This window comes from Streptomyces sp. NBC_00335 (assembly GCF_036127095.1).
GTDB lineage: Bacteria > Actinomycetota > Actinomycetes > Streptomycetales > Streptomycetaceae > Streptomyces.
Window position 1 is genome coordinate 2035720 of sequence record NZ_CP108006.1, and the last position, 13683, is coordinate 2049402.

Sequence of the window (13683 nt, forward strand, 5' to 3'; positions counted from 1 at the left end):
GAAGAACGCTCCTTGTACTTCGGTCGGTGCAATGGGCCGCGGGGGCCGGTACGTGGTTCACCGGCGGCCCCCGGCATTGAAGTAGCTGGCCTCGGGATGGTGGACAACGATGGCGTCGGTGGACTGCTCCGGGTGGAGCTGGAACTCCTCGGAGAGGTGGACGCCGATCCGCTCGGGCTTCAGGAGCTCGGCGATCTTCGCGCGGTCCTCCAGATCGGGACAGGCTGGATAGCCGAAGGAGTAGCGGCAGCCCTGGTACTCGGTGCGCAGCATCCCGTCGAGCGAGCGCGGGTCCTGTCCCGAGATGCCCAGCTCGGCGCGTACCCGCGCGTGCCAGTACTCGGCGAGGGCCTCCGCCAGCTGCACGGAGAGGCCGTGGAGCTCCAGGTAGTCGCGGTAGGAATCGGACTCGAACAGCTTGGCCGTGGCCTCGCCGATCCTCGATCCGACGGTGACGATCTGCAGGCAGATCACGTCGACCTCGCCGGACTCCTCGGACTTGAAGAAGTCCGACAGGCACAGGAACCTTCCGCGGGGCTGCCGGGGAAAGGAGAAGCGGGTCAGTTCCGCGCCCACGTCGTCGAGGATGATCAGGTCGTCGCCCTTGGAGACGCACGGGTAGTAGCCGTGGACCACGGCGGCTTCCAGCAGGTTCTCCGTCTGGAGGCGGTCGAGCAGACCGCGCAGCCGGGGCCGGCCCTCGCTCTCCACCAGCTCCTCGTACGAAGGTCCGCCGCGGGCCTGCTTGAGGCCCCACTGGCCCTTGAAGAGGGCGTCCTCGTCGAGCCAGGAGGCGTAGTCCTTGAGCGGGATGCCCTTGACGACGCGGCTGCCCCAGAACGGCGGGGTGGGCACGGCGTTGTCGGTGGTCACGTCGGAGCGGGAGGGGGCTTCGGGCCCGGGCGCCATGAGCGCGGTGGTGGCCGCGGACTTCACCCGGCGCTGCTTGAGCGGGGGCAGGCTCGCTCCGGGGACGCCGCGTTTGACTCCCATGAGGGCGTCCATGAGGCGCAGGCCCTCGAAGGCGTCGCGGGCGTAGCGGACCTCGCCCTCGTAGATCTCGTGGAGGTCCTGTTCGACGTAGGCGCGGGTGAGGGCGGCGCCGCCGAGGATGACCGGGTAGTCGGCCGCCAGCTTGCGCTGGTTGAGCTCCTCCAGGTTCTCCTTCATGATCACCGTGGACTTGACCAGCAGGCCGGACATGCCGATGACGTCGGCCTTATGTTCCTGTGCGGCTTCGAGGATCGCGGAGACCGGCTGCTTGATGCCGATGTTGACCACGTTGTAGCCGTTGTTGGTCAGGATGATGTCGACGAGGTTCTTGCCGATGTCGTGGACGTCGCCGCGGACGGTGGCCAGGACGATGGTGCCCTTGCCCTCGTCGTCGCTCTTCTCCATGTGCGGTTCCAGGTGGGCCACCGCGGTCTTCATGACCTCGGCGGACTGCAGGACGAAGGGGAGCTGCATCTGGCCGGAGCCGAACAGCTCACCGACGACCTTCATGCCCTCCAGGAGGGTGTCGTTGACGATCTCCAGCGCCGGCCGCGTCTCCAGGGCCTCGTCGAGGTCCGCCTCCAGACCGTTCTTCTCACCGTCGATGATCCGGCGCTGCAGGCGCTCGTCCAACGGCAGCGCCAGCAGCTCCTGCGCCCGCCCGTCCTTCATCGACTTCGTATTCACGCCCTCGAACAGGGCCATCAGCTTCTGCAGCGGGTCGTAACCCTCCGCCCGCCGGTCATGGATCAGGTCGAGGGCGACCTTGACCTGTTCCTCGTCCAGGCGGGCGATCGGCAGGATCTTGCTGGCGTGCACGATCGCGGAGTCGAGGCCGGCTTTGACGCATTCGTCGAGGAAGACCGAGTTGAGGACGATGCGGGCGGCCGGGTTGAGGCCGAAGGATATGTTCGACAGTCCCAGGGTCGTCTGGACGTCCGGGTGGCGGCGCTTGAGCTCGCGGATCGACTCGATCGTGGCGATGCCGTCCTTGCGGGACTCCTCCTGACCGGTGCAGATGGTGAAGGTCAGGGTGTCGATGAGGATGTCCGACTCGAGGATCCCCCAGTTCCCGGTGAGGTCCTCGATGAGGCGCTGGGCGATGGCGACCTTGTGCTCGACGGTGCGGGCCTGGCCCTCCTCGTCGATGGTCAGCGCGATCAGCGCGGCGCCGTGCTCCTGGGCGAGGGCGGTGACCTTCGCGAAGCGGGACTCGGGCCCGTCGCCGTCCTCGTAGTTCACCGAGTTGATGACGGCGCGCCCACCGAGCTTCTCCAGGCCGGCCCGCAGGACGGGGACCTCGGTGGAGTCCAGCACGATCGGCAGGGTGGAGGCGGTCGCGAAGCGTCCGGCGAGCTCCTGCATGTCGGCGACGCCGTCGCGGCCGACGTAGTCCACGCACAGGTCCAGCATGTGTGCGCCCTCGCGGATCTGGTCGCGGACCATCTCCACACAGTCGTCCCAACGGGCTGCCAGCATGGCTTCGCGGAACTTCTTCGACCCGTTCGCGTTCGTACGCTCGCCGATCGCCATGTACGAGACGTCCTGGCGGAAGGGGACGGTCTGGTAGAGCGAGGAGGCGCCGGGCTCGGGGCGCGGGTCGCGGGCGGCCGGGTTCAGGCCGCGGACGCGCTCCACGACCTGGCGCAGGTGCTCGGGGGTGGTGCCGCAGCAGCCGCCGACCAGGGAGAGGCCGTACTCGCGGACGAAGGTCTCCTGGGCGTCGGCGAGCTCGCTCGCGGACAGCGGGTAGTGGGCGCCGTTCTTGCCGAGGACCGGCAGGCCCGCGTTGGGCATGCAGGAGAGCGGGATGCGGGAGTTGCGCGCGAGGTAGCGCAGGTGCTCGCTCATCTCGGCGGGGCCGGTGGCGCAGTTCAGGCCGATCATGTCAATACCCAACGGCTCCAAGGCCGTGAGCGCCGCGCCGATCTCCGAACCCAGCAACATCGTGCCGGTCGCCTCAACCGTCACCTGCACCATGAGAGGCAGGTCGCCCATTCCGCACCACTCCAGCGCCCGGCGGGCGCCGATGACGGCCGCCTTCGCCTGGAGGAGGTCCTGTGAGGTTTCGACCAACAGCGCGTCTGCGCCGCCTCGGATCAGACCCTCGGCGTTCTCCTGGTACGCCTCGCGTAAGGGCTCGTACGCGACATGCTTGAGCGTGGGCAGCTTGGTGCCGGGGCCCATGGAGCCCAGGACCCAGCGGGGCCGTCCATCTTTCGCCGTGAACGCATCCGCGGCTTCGCGGGCGATGCGCGCTCCGGCCTCGGACAGGTCATAGACCCGGCCCTCCACGCCGTACTCGGCGAGTGCGGAGAGGTTGGCCCCGAAGGTGTTGGTCTCGACGCAGTCCACACCCACCGCGTAGTACTCGTCATGGACCGACCGGACGATGTCGGGCCGGGTGACATTGAGGATCTCGTTGCAGCCCTCGAGACCCATGAAGTCGTCGAGCGTCGGATCGGCGGCCTGGAGCATCGTTCCCATCGCCCCGTCGGCCACCACGACCCGCTGCGCCAGCTCCTCCCTCAGAGACCGTCTCATCCCAACTCCCGGAGGTGTGCGGTCAGCTCCGTCTCGTACCGGCAGCCGTACCCCATGCCGAGCAGGGTGAGCAACGATTCGCCGGACAACCGGTACTCCTGCGTACCCACGGATGCGAGGACGGTCGCAGCGACCGCACAGCCCAGCTGAGCCGCGCTCCGCTCGGACACACCCCACGCCGTTGCGGCGAGGAACCCGGCTCGGAACGCGTCGCCGACACCGGTGGGGTCGACGACTTCCTCGACCTCGACCGCGTGCACGGTCAGCGGCGTGGTGCCCGCAGTTTGGATTCGTACGCCACCCTCGCCGTGGGTGGTCACCCAGGAGCCGACCCGCCGCAGGACCTGCTCCTCGGTGAGCCCGGACTTCTCGCACAGCAAGGCTGCTTCGTACTCGTTGGTGAACAGCCGGCTCGCACCGTCCACCAGCTCCCGAACCTGCGGCCGCTCCAGTCGCGCCAGCTGCTGGGACGGGTCCGCAGCGAAGGGGATGCCCAGCTCACGGCAGGTCCGCGTATGGCGGAGCATGGCCTCGGGGTCGTCGGGCGAGATCAGCACCAAGTCGGGGCGACCGGCCCGTGCGACGACGTCGCTCAGATCGATCTCGCGGGCCTCTACCATGGCCCCCTCGTAGAACGTCGCGATCTGGTTCTGGTCCCGGTCGGTGGTGCAGACGAAACGCGCGGTCTGGCACGTCTCGCTGACCCGAACGGAGTCGGTGTCGACGCCGTGCTCCTTGAGCCACACCCGGTACGGATCGAAGTCTCGACCCACAGAGCCCACCAGGACAGGCCGCAGTCCCAGCGTTCCCAGACCGAACGATATGTTGGCCGCTACTCCGCCGCGTCGGAATTCCAGGTTGTCGGCGAGGAACGACAGGGATATCCGGTCCAACCGGTCCGCGAGCAGCTGCTCGGCGAACCGGCCGGGAAAGGTCATCAGATGGTCGGTCGCAATGGATCCCGTCACAACGATGCGCATGTCAGACCCCAACGGCCCGGCGAAGGGCGTCCACGCGGTCGGTGCGTTCCCAGGTGAAGTCCGGCAGCTCACGGCCAAAGTGGCCGTACGCGGCGGTCTGGGCGTAGATCGGGCGCAGCAGGTCCAGATCGCGGATGATCGCGGCCGGCCGAAGATCGAAGACACTCGACACGGCTTCCTGGATGCGCTCGTCCGGCAGTGTTCCCGTGCCGAAGGTCTCGACGAAGAGGCCGACGGGCTCGGCCTTGCCGATGGCGTACGCGACCTGGACCTCGCAGCGCGAGGCCAGGCCCGCGGCGACCACGTTCTTCGCCACCCAGCGCATCGCGTACGCGGCGGAACGGTCGACCTTGGACGGGTCCTTGCCCGAGAAGGCGCCGCCACCGTGACGCGCCATCCCGCCGTACGTGTCGATGATGATCTTGCGACCGGTCAGGCCGGCGTCGCCCATCGGGCCGCCGATCTCGAAGCGCCCGGTCGGGTTCACCAGTAGTCGGTAACCCTCGGTCTCCAGCTTGATGCCGTCCTCGACGAGCTGGTTCAGCACGTACTCCACGACGAACTCACGGATGTCCGGGGCCAGCAGTGCGTCGAGGTCGACGTCGGCTGCGTGCTGGGAGGAGACCACCACCGTGTCCAGGCGCACCGCCTGATCGCCGTCGTACTCGATGGTGACCTGCGTCTTGCCGTCGGGGCGCAGGTAAGGGATGACCCCATCCTTGCGGACCTCGGACAGCCGGCGCGAGAGCCGGTGCGCGATGTGGATCGGCAGCGGCATCAGCTCGGGCGTCTCGTCACAGGCGTAGCCGAACATCAGGCCTTGGTCGCCCGCTCCCTGCTTGTCGAGCTCGTCACTCGGCCCCGCGCCTCCGACACGCTTCTCGAATGCGGTGTCGACGCCCTGGGCGATGTCGGGTGACTGCGCCCCGATGGACACCGACACCCCGCAGGAGGCACCGTCGAAGCCCTTCTTCGAGGAGTCGTAGCCGATGTCGAGAATGGCCTCACGAACGAGGGCGGCTATGGGGGCATAGGCCTTGGTCGTCACCTCGCCGGCTATGTGGACCAGGCCGGTGGTGATCAGGGTCTCCACAGCCACCCGCGAGGTGGGGTCCTCACGGAGCAGCGCGTCGAGGATCGTGTCACTGATCCGGTCGGCGATCTTGTCGGGATGCCCCTCGGTCACCGACTCTGAGGTGAACAGCCGCTTGCTCATGCCTGCCCCACCTCGACCGGGAAGAAGTGCGACTCGATGGCGGCGAGGGTGCGGATCTCGTCCACTTCCAGGGCCTCCATCTGGATGGACCGACCGCTCTGCTGCTCCAGCAGGAAGACGAACTCCACGAAGGACAGCGAGTCGATGAGCCGGTTCTCGATGAGGTCCAGGTCGGAGGCGATGTCGTCACGCTCCGTGTGACGGGCGAGGAGCCAGTTCTTCACCTGCTGCAGACCGTCGGACATGGTTGTTCTCCTTGAAGTGCTTTGTATGGATGAGGTGTTGGTTGCGCGGGCGACGCTGAGAGCACCGGCTGGGTCCGGAAGGCCCGGCGTGAGGGGGTAGCCCGCCGAGCCGGCATGGAGCACCGGGGCAGCCACGGCTACCGCGTAGTCCACGTCATGGCTGATGGACACGGTGATCTCGGCGATGCCGGACTCCGCGGCCATCTCGGCCGCGCCCCGGCGGAGCTCGACGAGGGGCCAGCCCCCTTCGGAACGCCGAACGACGATGTCGAGCCAGGGGAGGAATTTGCCCCGGACGCGGAGGGTCTTGAAGGCTGCCTCCTTGGCCGCTATCCGGCCGCACAGACTCAGTACGTCGAGCCCGGAGGCCGTTCCGCAGTCGGCGAGTTCGCCTGGGGTGAGCATCCGCTCGAAGAAGTCCTCGCCGTACTCGGCGAGCAGTCGGCGGACACGGGTGACGGACACGATGTCCATGCCTAGATTCGCCCAGCCCAGGCCGCCCGCCGGCGGGGCGACGGGTCGGGTCGGCACGTCAGATCGCCGGCCCGGCCGCGTTCGCGCGCAGGACGGCCTCGGTCGCCGCCTCCCAGCTGCCGTGGCGCCTGGTCAGCGCGGACAGCCAGCGTTCGAGGCCGAACGCGGCGCAGCTGGTGAAGGCCGGGCTGCCGCTCGACTCCAGCGTGATCTCGCAGCGGTCTCCGAAGAAGTTGCGGTGGGTGTTGACCGAGGCGATCGCCAGGTCCTCGTACAGGAACTCGTGCTTGACCGGGGTGAGGCGCTGGAGCACCGCCTTCGAGCTGCCCTTGTCGAAGAACGGGTCGCAGGCGGCCTCCTTGCGCAGAGGCAGGTCCAGCGCCTCGGCGAAGGCCTGGATGCGCGAGGTGAAGCGGGTGAGGTGGGACTCTGCGTGCTCGCGGGTCCCGATCGCGACCACCTCCCGCATGCGGAAACCGAGTTGCCGGCGCAGGCCCTCGTAGTGCTCCTCCTTGCGGAAGCACCAGCCGACGACGGTGATCAGGGTGTCGTCCGCGACCTGGCGACCCTGGTGGTCGATGTAGACGGCGTAGCAGGACGCGGAGGGGAGTCCGAGGGCCGCCGGCTGGAGGGCGGTGCAGGGGAAGCAACCGCTGTCCGTACAGAACTCGTCGGTCTCCCGTGCGGACAGGTCGAGCGGGGCGGCGACGACGGCCTGGTGAGGGAAGTTGTCGTAGTAGTCGAGCCGGGCCAGGTCGGCGGCCGGCAGCAGCGGAGGCATGGTCATCGGGCGGGCGCCCGCGCTCACACCCCAGCCCTCGAAGGTGTCGTCGAGGAGCCGCAGCAGGGCGGTTCCCTCGGGACCGAGGGACGGCAGGCCCCTCGATTCCCCGACGCTCGCAGGGGTTGTTGTAACGGTCATGGTGGAGTCACCTCTCGGACGACGGACGGTTCGTTCAGACGACGGGCAGTACGTCGTCGGTGAAGATTCCGGTCTTCAGGAAGAAGCCGAGCGGCTTGCGGATGGCCTTGCGCTCGTACGGACGGCGGCCCTCGTCGGCGACCAGCGCATTGCGCAGGGCCAGCGGGTCGGCGATGCCGGCGTCGCGGTAGACGTGCGGGTTGTAAAGGGAGTTGACGCTGTAGACGACGTACCGCTTGAGGTACGCCTCCACCTCGGCGAGCCGCTGGGCAGAGACGGTGTCCTTCATCCGCTTGAACAGCAGGGAGACCAGCTCCCGCCCGAAGGCGATGTGCCGGGACTCGTCTTGGTGGTGGATGCGGTTGACCTCGCGGATGGTGTGACACAGGGACTCGTCCTGCGCCATCCGCATGTTGTAGTGGTCGACGAGCTCCTCGAAGAACAGGATCCGGGCGAAGACCAGGAAGTTGTCCACCTCCGGCTCCCACGCGGAGTCGGCGCGCATGGCGGTCGAGCCGTAGATCTTGTCGCCGTAGCGGCGGCAGAACTCGGCGAAGAACCACATGTGTTCGTTTTCTTCGCCGATGAAGTGGTGGAAGAAGTCGGAGGGGACTTCGAAGCCGGGCATGTGTATCCGGCCGACCACCTCGATGAGCAGCTCACGGATGCCGTGCACGTTGAGGCTGTAGAAGTTGATGCTCTCCCACTTGGAAAGGCGGTGAATGGTCTCCTCGCCGAGCTCCTCGTAGAAGGGCGTGCCGTAGACGGTGAGCAGCTCGGGGGTCATCCACAGCTGGCCCTCTTCGAGCTTCTCGGGCCAGTCGAACTGCTGGTAGGGGTTGTAGTACTCCTCGATGGAGCGCGAGCTCAGCCGTTCCAGGACTTCCAGGAAGCGATCAGTGACGGGCAGGGGGGCGGCGATGCCCATGGAGACTCCCTCGGTGTGTGGTGGGTTGCGGCGAGCGAAGGCTCAGGGCCGGACTTCGTAAACGGCGTTGACCGGGGTCTCGGTCGCGCGCCGCCAGCGGGTGAAGCCGGCCTCCTCCGCGATGGCGCGGAACGCCTTCTCGCCGGAGTGGTTGCCGAGCGCGTGAGGACCGCGCTGGGCGACGGCCACGGGCAGGCACATCACGGCCGACAGCGCCATGAACATGCGGGCGGCGGGCGTCTGCGTGTCGATGTCCGCGGGCGAGACGTTCGACTCGACGAGCATCCACGTCCCTTCTCCGTCCAGGGACTTGTGTACGTGCTGCGCGGCGGCGACCGGGTCTCCCATGTCGTGCAGGGCGTTGAAGAAGGTGACCAGGTCGTAGCCGGAGCCGGGGTAGTCGTCGGCCGCGGCGACGTCGAAGACGACGCGGTCGGAGAGTCCGGCCTCCTCGGCAAGCTGCCGGGCGATGGAGATGGCTTCCTCGGAGTAGTCGAAGCCGTGCACGGTCGCCTGGGGGAACGCCTTCGCGATGAGCAGCGTGGTGTGCCCGACGCCGCACCCGACGTCGGCGACGGTGCCGCCGGCTGCCAGCTTGCTGGTGACCCCGTGCAGGGCGGGCAGCCAGTCGGGGACGAGCCGGTGCTCGTAGGTGGGCTGGAAGAAGCTGCCCATCCCGGTGTCCAGTGCCGGGTCGTGTTCCGCCCAGCCGACGCCGTCGCCGGAACGGTACGCGTCGACGAGCAGGTCCTCGGTGGCGTACAGCGCCTTGAGGGCGGTGAAGAAGCCCGCGGCGAACGTGACGGCTTTCGGGTCGGCCAGTACGGCCACGTGGTCGGCGGGGAGCGTGTACGTATCGGCGCTCGGGTGGCGCTCGACGTACCCGGCGCTCAGCTGTGCGTGCAGCCACTCCTCCGCGTACCGCTTGGCGATGCCGGTGCGCTCGGCGAGCCCGGCCGCGGTGAGGGGGCCGGCCTCGGCCAGCGCGCGGTACAGGCCGAGCCGTTCGCCGAGGGCGACGGTGAGCCCCCGTACGGCGGCTCCGGCATCGCTGATGACCCGTTGGTGGAACTCGTGCGTGCCGCTCATGCCGCCGCCGCCTCGGAGGTCGGAAGGTCACACGTGAACAGGAAGGAACGGGGAACGCCCGGAACGCTGCGAGCCGGAACCGGGTACGGCCAGCGGCCGAAGTCGGCGCCCGGTTCTCCCGGCTGTCGGACCTCGCGCACGTCCCAGCCGCAGTCGGCGAGGAGCTGCTCGGGGGTCTCAGTGCCGAACAGCCACGGGTTGCCGTCTTCCTTCAGGCACTTGAGGAAGGGGCGGGAGAGCGGGTTGTCCAGCGCGGCCCGGCTGATGACGTCTCCGAGCAGCACCGAGCCGGGCGCGGAGTGGGCGGCCAGCGTCGAGATCAGGTTGCGCACGGCGCCTTCCGGGAGGAAGAAGAGGAGCCCTTCGACCACCCACAACACCGGCTCGTCACTGCGCCAGCCGGCCTCCTTGAGCGGACCGGTCCAGTCCTGCGTGAGGTCCACCGGTACGGTGACGCGGGTGCGTCCGGCGGGGGCGGGTTCATCGGCGAGCATCTGCGCCTTCGCCTCCAGGAGCGCGGGGCGGTCCAGCTCGTAGACGGTCACGCCGTCGGGCCACGGGAGCCGGTAGAACCGGGTGTCCATGCCCGCGGCGAGGAACACGACCTGGCGGATGCCGTGTTCCTCGACGGCCCGGACGATCGCCCGGTCCAGGTAGGTGGTGCGGATGGCGAGGAACGGCACGGTGCCCGCCCCTGCGTAGCGCTCCAGAAGTTCGAAGCCGATCGTGTCGGCGACGGTGCGCGCGTAGGGATCGGCGAACAGCCGGTCCTCGCGGTCGGTCTCCAGGGCTCGCGCTGCGGCGGTCCACTGGGCGGTGCGGGATACGGCCTCCACAGGAGGTCTCCCTTCACATCGGGTGAGATGGGTACAAGCAGTTATGGAATCCGCAAGGGGCCCCGGTCCGGCGCGGTCAAGCCACGGATCGCACGCAGGCGACCGGGTCGTCTGCCGCGGACTTCGTCCCGGAGCGCGAGGCGTCGGGACCGGCGGGCCGGCGCTGGAAGATGCTGTGCAGGATCATGCTGAAGACGACCGCCCCGTCGCCGTCGACCAGCAGGCACTTGGGCTGCACGATGCCGGTGGTCGGGTTGAACGGTGACGGGCGGGACCCGAGGATCTCCACTCGGGCGGCGAGGACGTCTCCCGGGCGGACGGGGCGCACGTAGCGGATCTCGTCGACCCCCGGGGAGCCGGTGCACGCACTGTGGACCAGCAACCCGTCCACGTAGCGCCGCATGAACATCGAGGCGGTGTGCCAGCCGCTGGCGATCAGACCGCCGAACGGCGACCGGGCGGCGAGCTCCGGGTCCGTGTGGAAGGGCTGCGGATCGAAGCGCTTTCCGAACTCCAGCACCTCCTCGGCGGTGACGGTGATCGTGCCCAGCTCGTGGACATCACCGGTCCGGAAGTCCTCGAAGTAGCGCATCACGCGCCCCCCTTGACGTAGAGCAGTGTTTCCTTGGCGTGAACCAATCTACGAATCGTTCATTTATTTTGTCAAGCCAAAAGAAGCTTGGATAGAGCCTGTTCGATGTCCCTCCACAGGTCGTCGGGGTCCTCGATACCGACCGACATCCGCACCAGACCCGATCCGATACCGGCCGCCGCCAACGCCTCCTCACCCAGCTCTCGATGGGAGGTACTGGCCGGATGCGTCACCAGCGTCTCCACGCCACCCAGGGACAGCGCGAGCCGTGCCACCCGCACTCCCTCCACGAACACCCGCCCCGCCTCCCGGCCGCCGGCCAGTTCGAAGGAGAGCAACCCTCCCCCGCCGGAGAGCGCCTTACGGGCGGTGGCGTACGAGGGGTGGGCGGGGAGCCAGGGCCAGTGGACGGCCGTGACTGTGGGATGAGCAGCCAGCCGCGCAGACAGGACTTCGGCATTGGCGCAGTGCTCCCGCATCCGCAGGGGCAGCGTCGGGATCCCGCGCAGGGTCAGCCAGGCGGCGAACGGGTCGGCGCTAGCCCCGAGTTCGACTGTCCGCGGCCATATCTCCTGCCGCAGTCCGTCATCCGCGAAGATGGCTGCGCCCCCGAGGACGTCGGAGTGTCCGGCCAGATATTTGGTCGTGGAGTGGAGCACGATGTCGGCGCCGAGTTCGATGGGCCGGCACAGGACGGGCGACGCGAGGGAGTTGTCCACGGCGCTGACGACTCCCCGGCGCCGGGCCGCAGCCAGCAGCCCTGGCAGGTCAGGGACTTGGCCCGTCGGGTTCGCGATGGTCTCCAGCAGGAGCAGCCGGGTCCGGGGTCCTGCGGCCGCCTCGAACTCGGCCACCTCGTCACCGCTGATGTACGTGACGTCCACGCCGTAGCGGTCCGCCAGGTCAGTTAGGGCGGCGTGTGTCCCTCCGTACAAACACCGCTGCGCGATCACGTGATCGCCGGGGCGTAGCAGCGCCAGCAGGACGCCACTGATGGCTCCCATGCCCGAGGCGAAGGCTATGGCCGAAGCCCCGCCCTCCAAGTCCGCGAGGGTGTGCTCCAGGGCGCGGACGGTGGGATTGCCGCGGCGGCTGTAGACGTACTGGCCGTCGGGGCTAGCCATGGCTTCGGCCAGCTCGCTCGCGGAGTCGAAGGCGAAGGCGGACGATTGCACCAGGGGTACGGAGAGCGGCCAACTGCCGTGCGGCAAAGGCCGATTGATCACATGCACGGCACGGGTTCGGATGTCTTTGTCTTCCATGGGGTCTCCTGTCTGATGGGCCGGTCCGTCCGGCCGTCTGCGTCAGGTACGGGGAGCAGACAAGGGGTCGCCCGATGTCCTGGGAGGACATCGGGCGACCCCTTGTCGAGTACGGACGAGCCCGTACGTCACACCCCGGCGGTCTCGCTTTGCGGCGCGGGGGCGGCTGCGGTCGCCGCAGCCTTGTCTCCCTTCATGACGAGAAGAGTGATCACGGCGCCAGCGGCCGCGATGGCGGCGGCACCGAGGAACGCGGCACTGAAGCCGTCGGTGAGGGCGGGCAGGTTGCCGAGCTCACCGGCCCCCTGCGTGGTGGCAAGAGCGGTCAGAGCGGCAAGGCCGAGGGCCGAGCCCACGTTGTACGTGGTGTTGACGATGCCCGAGGCCAGACCTGCCTGCTCCTGGGGAGCTCCGGACATGGCGGCGATCATCGCAGGGATGTAGGCGAGCGCCATGCCGAGCGCGGCGACGAGCGAGGCCGGGAGGACATCGACCAGGAAGGTGCCAGTCGGCTCCACCGCCGACAGCCAGACCAGGCCTGCGGCGAGGGCCAAGAGGCCGGCGACGATCAGCGGCTTCGCACCGAACTTGCCCATGAGGCGTGCGGTAATCGCCGTCATGAAGATCATCAACAGGACGGTCATGGGGAGCAGGGCGGCGCCGGACGCGAATGCGCCGTAGTTGAGGACCTGCTGCAGATACAGGTTGAGGAAGTACCACATCGGGATCCACGCCGCACCGAGCAGCGTCATCGCGAGGTTGGCCGAGCCGAGACGCGGGACCCGCCAGACGCTGAGCGGCATGAGCGGCTCACGGATGGACTTCTGAATCACGAAGAAGGCGGCGAGCAGAACGGCCGCACCGATCAGCTCCAGGACTGTGGCGGTGGAGCCCCAGCCCACCTCGGGCGCCCGGACGACAGCGAACACGGCGAGCGCGAGACCCGCAGTGACGGCGACCGCACCCAGGACATCCACAGAACCGCGTCGGGACGCAACGTCCGGCAGCAGCTTGGTGGCGGCGAGGGTCGCGAGACCGATCGGGATGTAGATGATGAAAACCCACTGCCAACTCATCCACTCGGTGAAGACACCACCGAGGAATACACCCGCAGTACCGCCGGCGGGAGCAGCGGCGCCGTACAGCGCCATCGCCTTGCCGAGCTCCTTGGGGTCGTGCATGAAGAGCATCATCAGCAGGGTCATGGCGGCGGGTGCGATCAGCGCGCCGCCAATGCCCTGGACGGCACGGCCCACGATCTCGACCGTAGCTGTCTGCGCGGCGGCCGCGACGATCGAACCGACGATCATGGTCGCCCATCCGGCGGCGAAGATCTTGCGAGCTCCGACGAGGTCGGAGAGACGACCGCCGAGCAGGAGTAATCCGCCGAACACGATGACGTAGGCGTTGAAGACCCACTGCAGCTCGCCCTGCGAGAAGCCGAGGTCCTTCTGCATCTCGGGGAGTGCGACTCCGATGATGGAGGTGTCCATGATGACCATGAACTGCGCGGCGGCAAGCACGGCAAGTGCCCACCAGCGCCGGGGATTGACGGTTGACATTGCCCTGACCCTTCTCTGCATCATACCCCTAGGGGGTACC

At 68.3% G+C, this 13683-nt stretch carries 11 protein-coding genes; all 11 read right to left on the reverse strand.

Annotated features, from left to right (window positions below; genetic code table 11):
- Positions 1–57 precede the first annotated feature (57 nt).
- Positions 58–3537 (reverse strand): methionine synthase, encoded by a 3480-nt coding sequence (gene metH, locus OHA37_RS09010; protein WP_266903814.1) that lies wholly within the window; start codon positions 3535–3537, stop codon positions 58–60.
- On the reverse strand, positions 3534–4517 hold the full coding sequence (locus OHA37_RS09015; protein WP_266903815.1) for a carbohydrate kinase family protein: 984 nt from the start codon (positions 4515–4517) through the stop codon (positions 3534–3536). The genes metH and OHA37_RS09015 overlap by 4 nt, the downstream gene beginning before the upstream one ends.
- Position 4518: 1 nt before the next feature.
- A complete protein-coding gene (gene metK / locus OHA37_RS09020) occupies positions 4519–5733 on the reverse strand; it encodes a methionine adenosyltransferase (RefSeq protein ID WP_266903816.1) in 1215 nt (404 codons plus the stop codon).
- Complete coding sequence (locus OHA37_RS09025) at positions 5730–6452, reverse strand: 4'-phosphopantetheinyl transferase superfamily protein (RefSeq protein ID WP_266903817.1); 723 nt, start codon at positions 6450–6452, stop codon at positions 5730–5732. Before OHA37_RS09025 ends, metK begins: the two co-directional genes overlap by 4 nt.
- A gap of 58 nt (positions 6453–6510) precedes the next feature.
- Positions 6511–7374: a hypothetical protein gene (locus OHA37_RS09030; RefSeq protein WP_266903818.1), complete on the reverse strand. Its 864-nt coding sequence runs from the start codon at positions 7372–7374 to the stop codon at positions 6511–6513.
- Between the two features lie 34 nt (positions 7375–7408).
- On the reverse strand, positions 7409–8302 hold the full coding sequence (locus tag OHA37_RS09035) for a diiron oxygenase (protein WP_266903819.1): 894 nt from the start codon (positions 8300–8302) through the stop codon (positions 7409–7411).
- 42 nt (positions 8303–8344) lie between these two features.
- The gene (locus OHA37_RS09040) at positions 8345–9391 is read right to left on the reverse strand and encodes a methyltransferase domain-containing protein (RefSeq protein ID WP_266903820.1); all 1047 of its coding nucleotides are present in this window, start codon (positions 9389–9391) and stop codon (positions 8345–8347) included.
- Positions 9388–10227 carry a class I SAM-dependent methyltransferase gene (locus OHA37_RS09045; RefSeq protein ID WP_266903821.1) on the reverse strand — a complete coding sequence of 280 codons (840 nt, stop codon included), beginning with the start codon at positions 10225–10227 and terminating at the stop codon, positions 9388–9390. Before OHA37_RS09045 ends, OHA37_RS09040 begins: the two co-directional genes overlap by 4 nt.
- Positions 10228–10303: 76 nt before the next feature.
- Positions 10304–10819, reverse strand: a complete 516-nt coding sequence (locus tag OHA37_RS09050; protein WP_266903822.1) for a MaoC family dehydratase — start codon at positions 10817–10819, stop codon at positions 10304–10306.
- 71 nt (positions 10820–10890) lie between these two features.
- Positions 10891–12081 carry a trans-sulfuration enzyme family protein gene (locus OHA37_RS09055; protein ID WP_266903823.1) on the reverse strand — a complete coding sequence of 397 codons (1191 nt, stop codon included), beginning with the start codon at positions 12079–12081 and terminating at the stop codon, positions 10891–10893.
- A gap of 128 nt (positions 12082–12209) precedes the next feature.
- The gene (locus OHA37_RS09060) at positions 12210–13643 is read right to left on the reverse strand and encodes an MFS transporter (protein WP_266912619.1); all 1434 of its coding nucleotides are present in this window, start codon (positions 13641–13643) and stop codon (positions 12210–12212) included.
- Positions 13644–13683: the final 40 nt, after the last annotated feature.

Bases quoted from the DNA above. Each gene is read 5' to 3' on its own strand.
- metH (WP_266903814.1), bottom strand. From the start codon at position 3,537: ATGAGACGGTCTCTGAGGGAGGAGCTGGCGCAGCGGGTCGTGGTGGCC.
- OHA37_RS09015 (WP_266903815.1), bottom strand. From the start codon at position 4,517: ATGCGCATCGTTGTGACGGGATCCATTGCGACCGACCATCTGATGACC.
- metK (WP_266903816.1), bottom strand. From the start codon at position 5,733: ATGAGCAAGCGGCTGTTCACCTCAGAGTCGGTGACCGAGGGGCATCCC.
- OHA37_RS09025 (WP_266903817.1), bottom strand. From the start codon at position 6,452: ATGGACATCGTGTCCGTCACCCGTGTCCGCCGACTGCTCGCCGAGTAC.
- OHA37_RS09030 (WP_266903818.1), bottom strand. From the start codon at position 7,374: ATGACCGTTACAACAACCCCTGCGAGCGTCGGGGAATCGAGGGGCCTG.
- OHA37_RS09035 (WP_266903819.1), bottom strand. From the start codon at position 8,302: ATGGGCATCGCCGCCCCCCTGCCCGTCACTGATCGCTTCCTGGAAGTC.
- OHA37_RS09040 (WP_266903820.1), bottom strand. From the start codon at position 9,391: ATGAGCGGCACGCACGAGTTCCACCAACGGGTCATCAGCGATGCCGGA.
- OHA37_RS09050 (WP_266903822.1), bottom strand. From the start codon at position 10,819: ATGCGCTACTTCGAGGACTTCCGGACCGGTGATGTCCACGAGCTGGGC.
- OHA37_RS09055 (WP_266903823.1), bottom strand. From the start codon at position 12,081: ATGGAAGACAAAGACATCCGAACCCGTGCCGTGCATGTGATCAATCGG.
- OHA37_RS09060 (WP_266912619.1), bottom strand. From the start codon at position 13,643: ATGTCAACCGTCAATCCCCGGCGCTGGTGGGCACTTGCCGTGCTTGCC.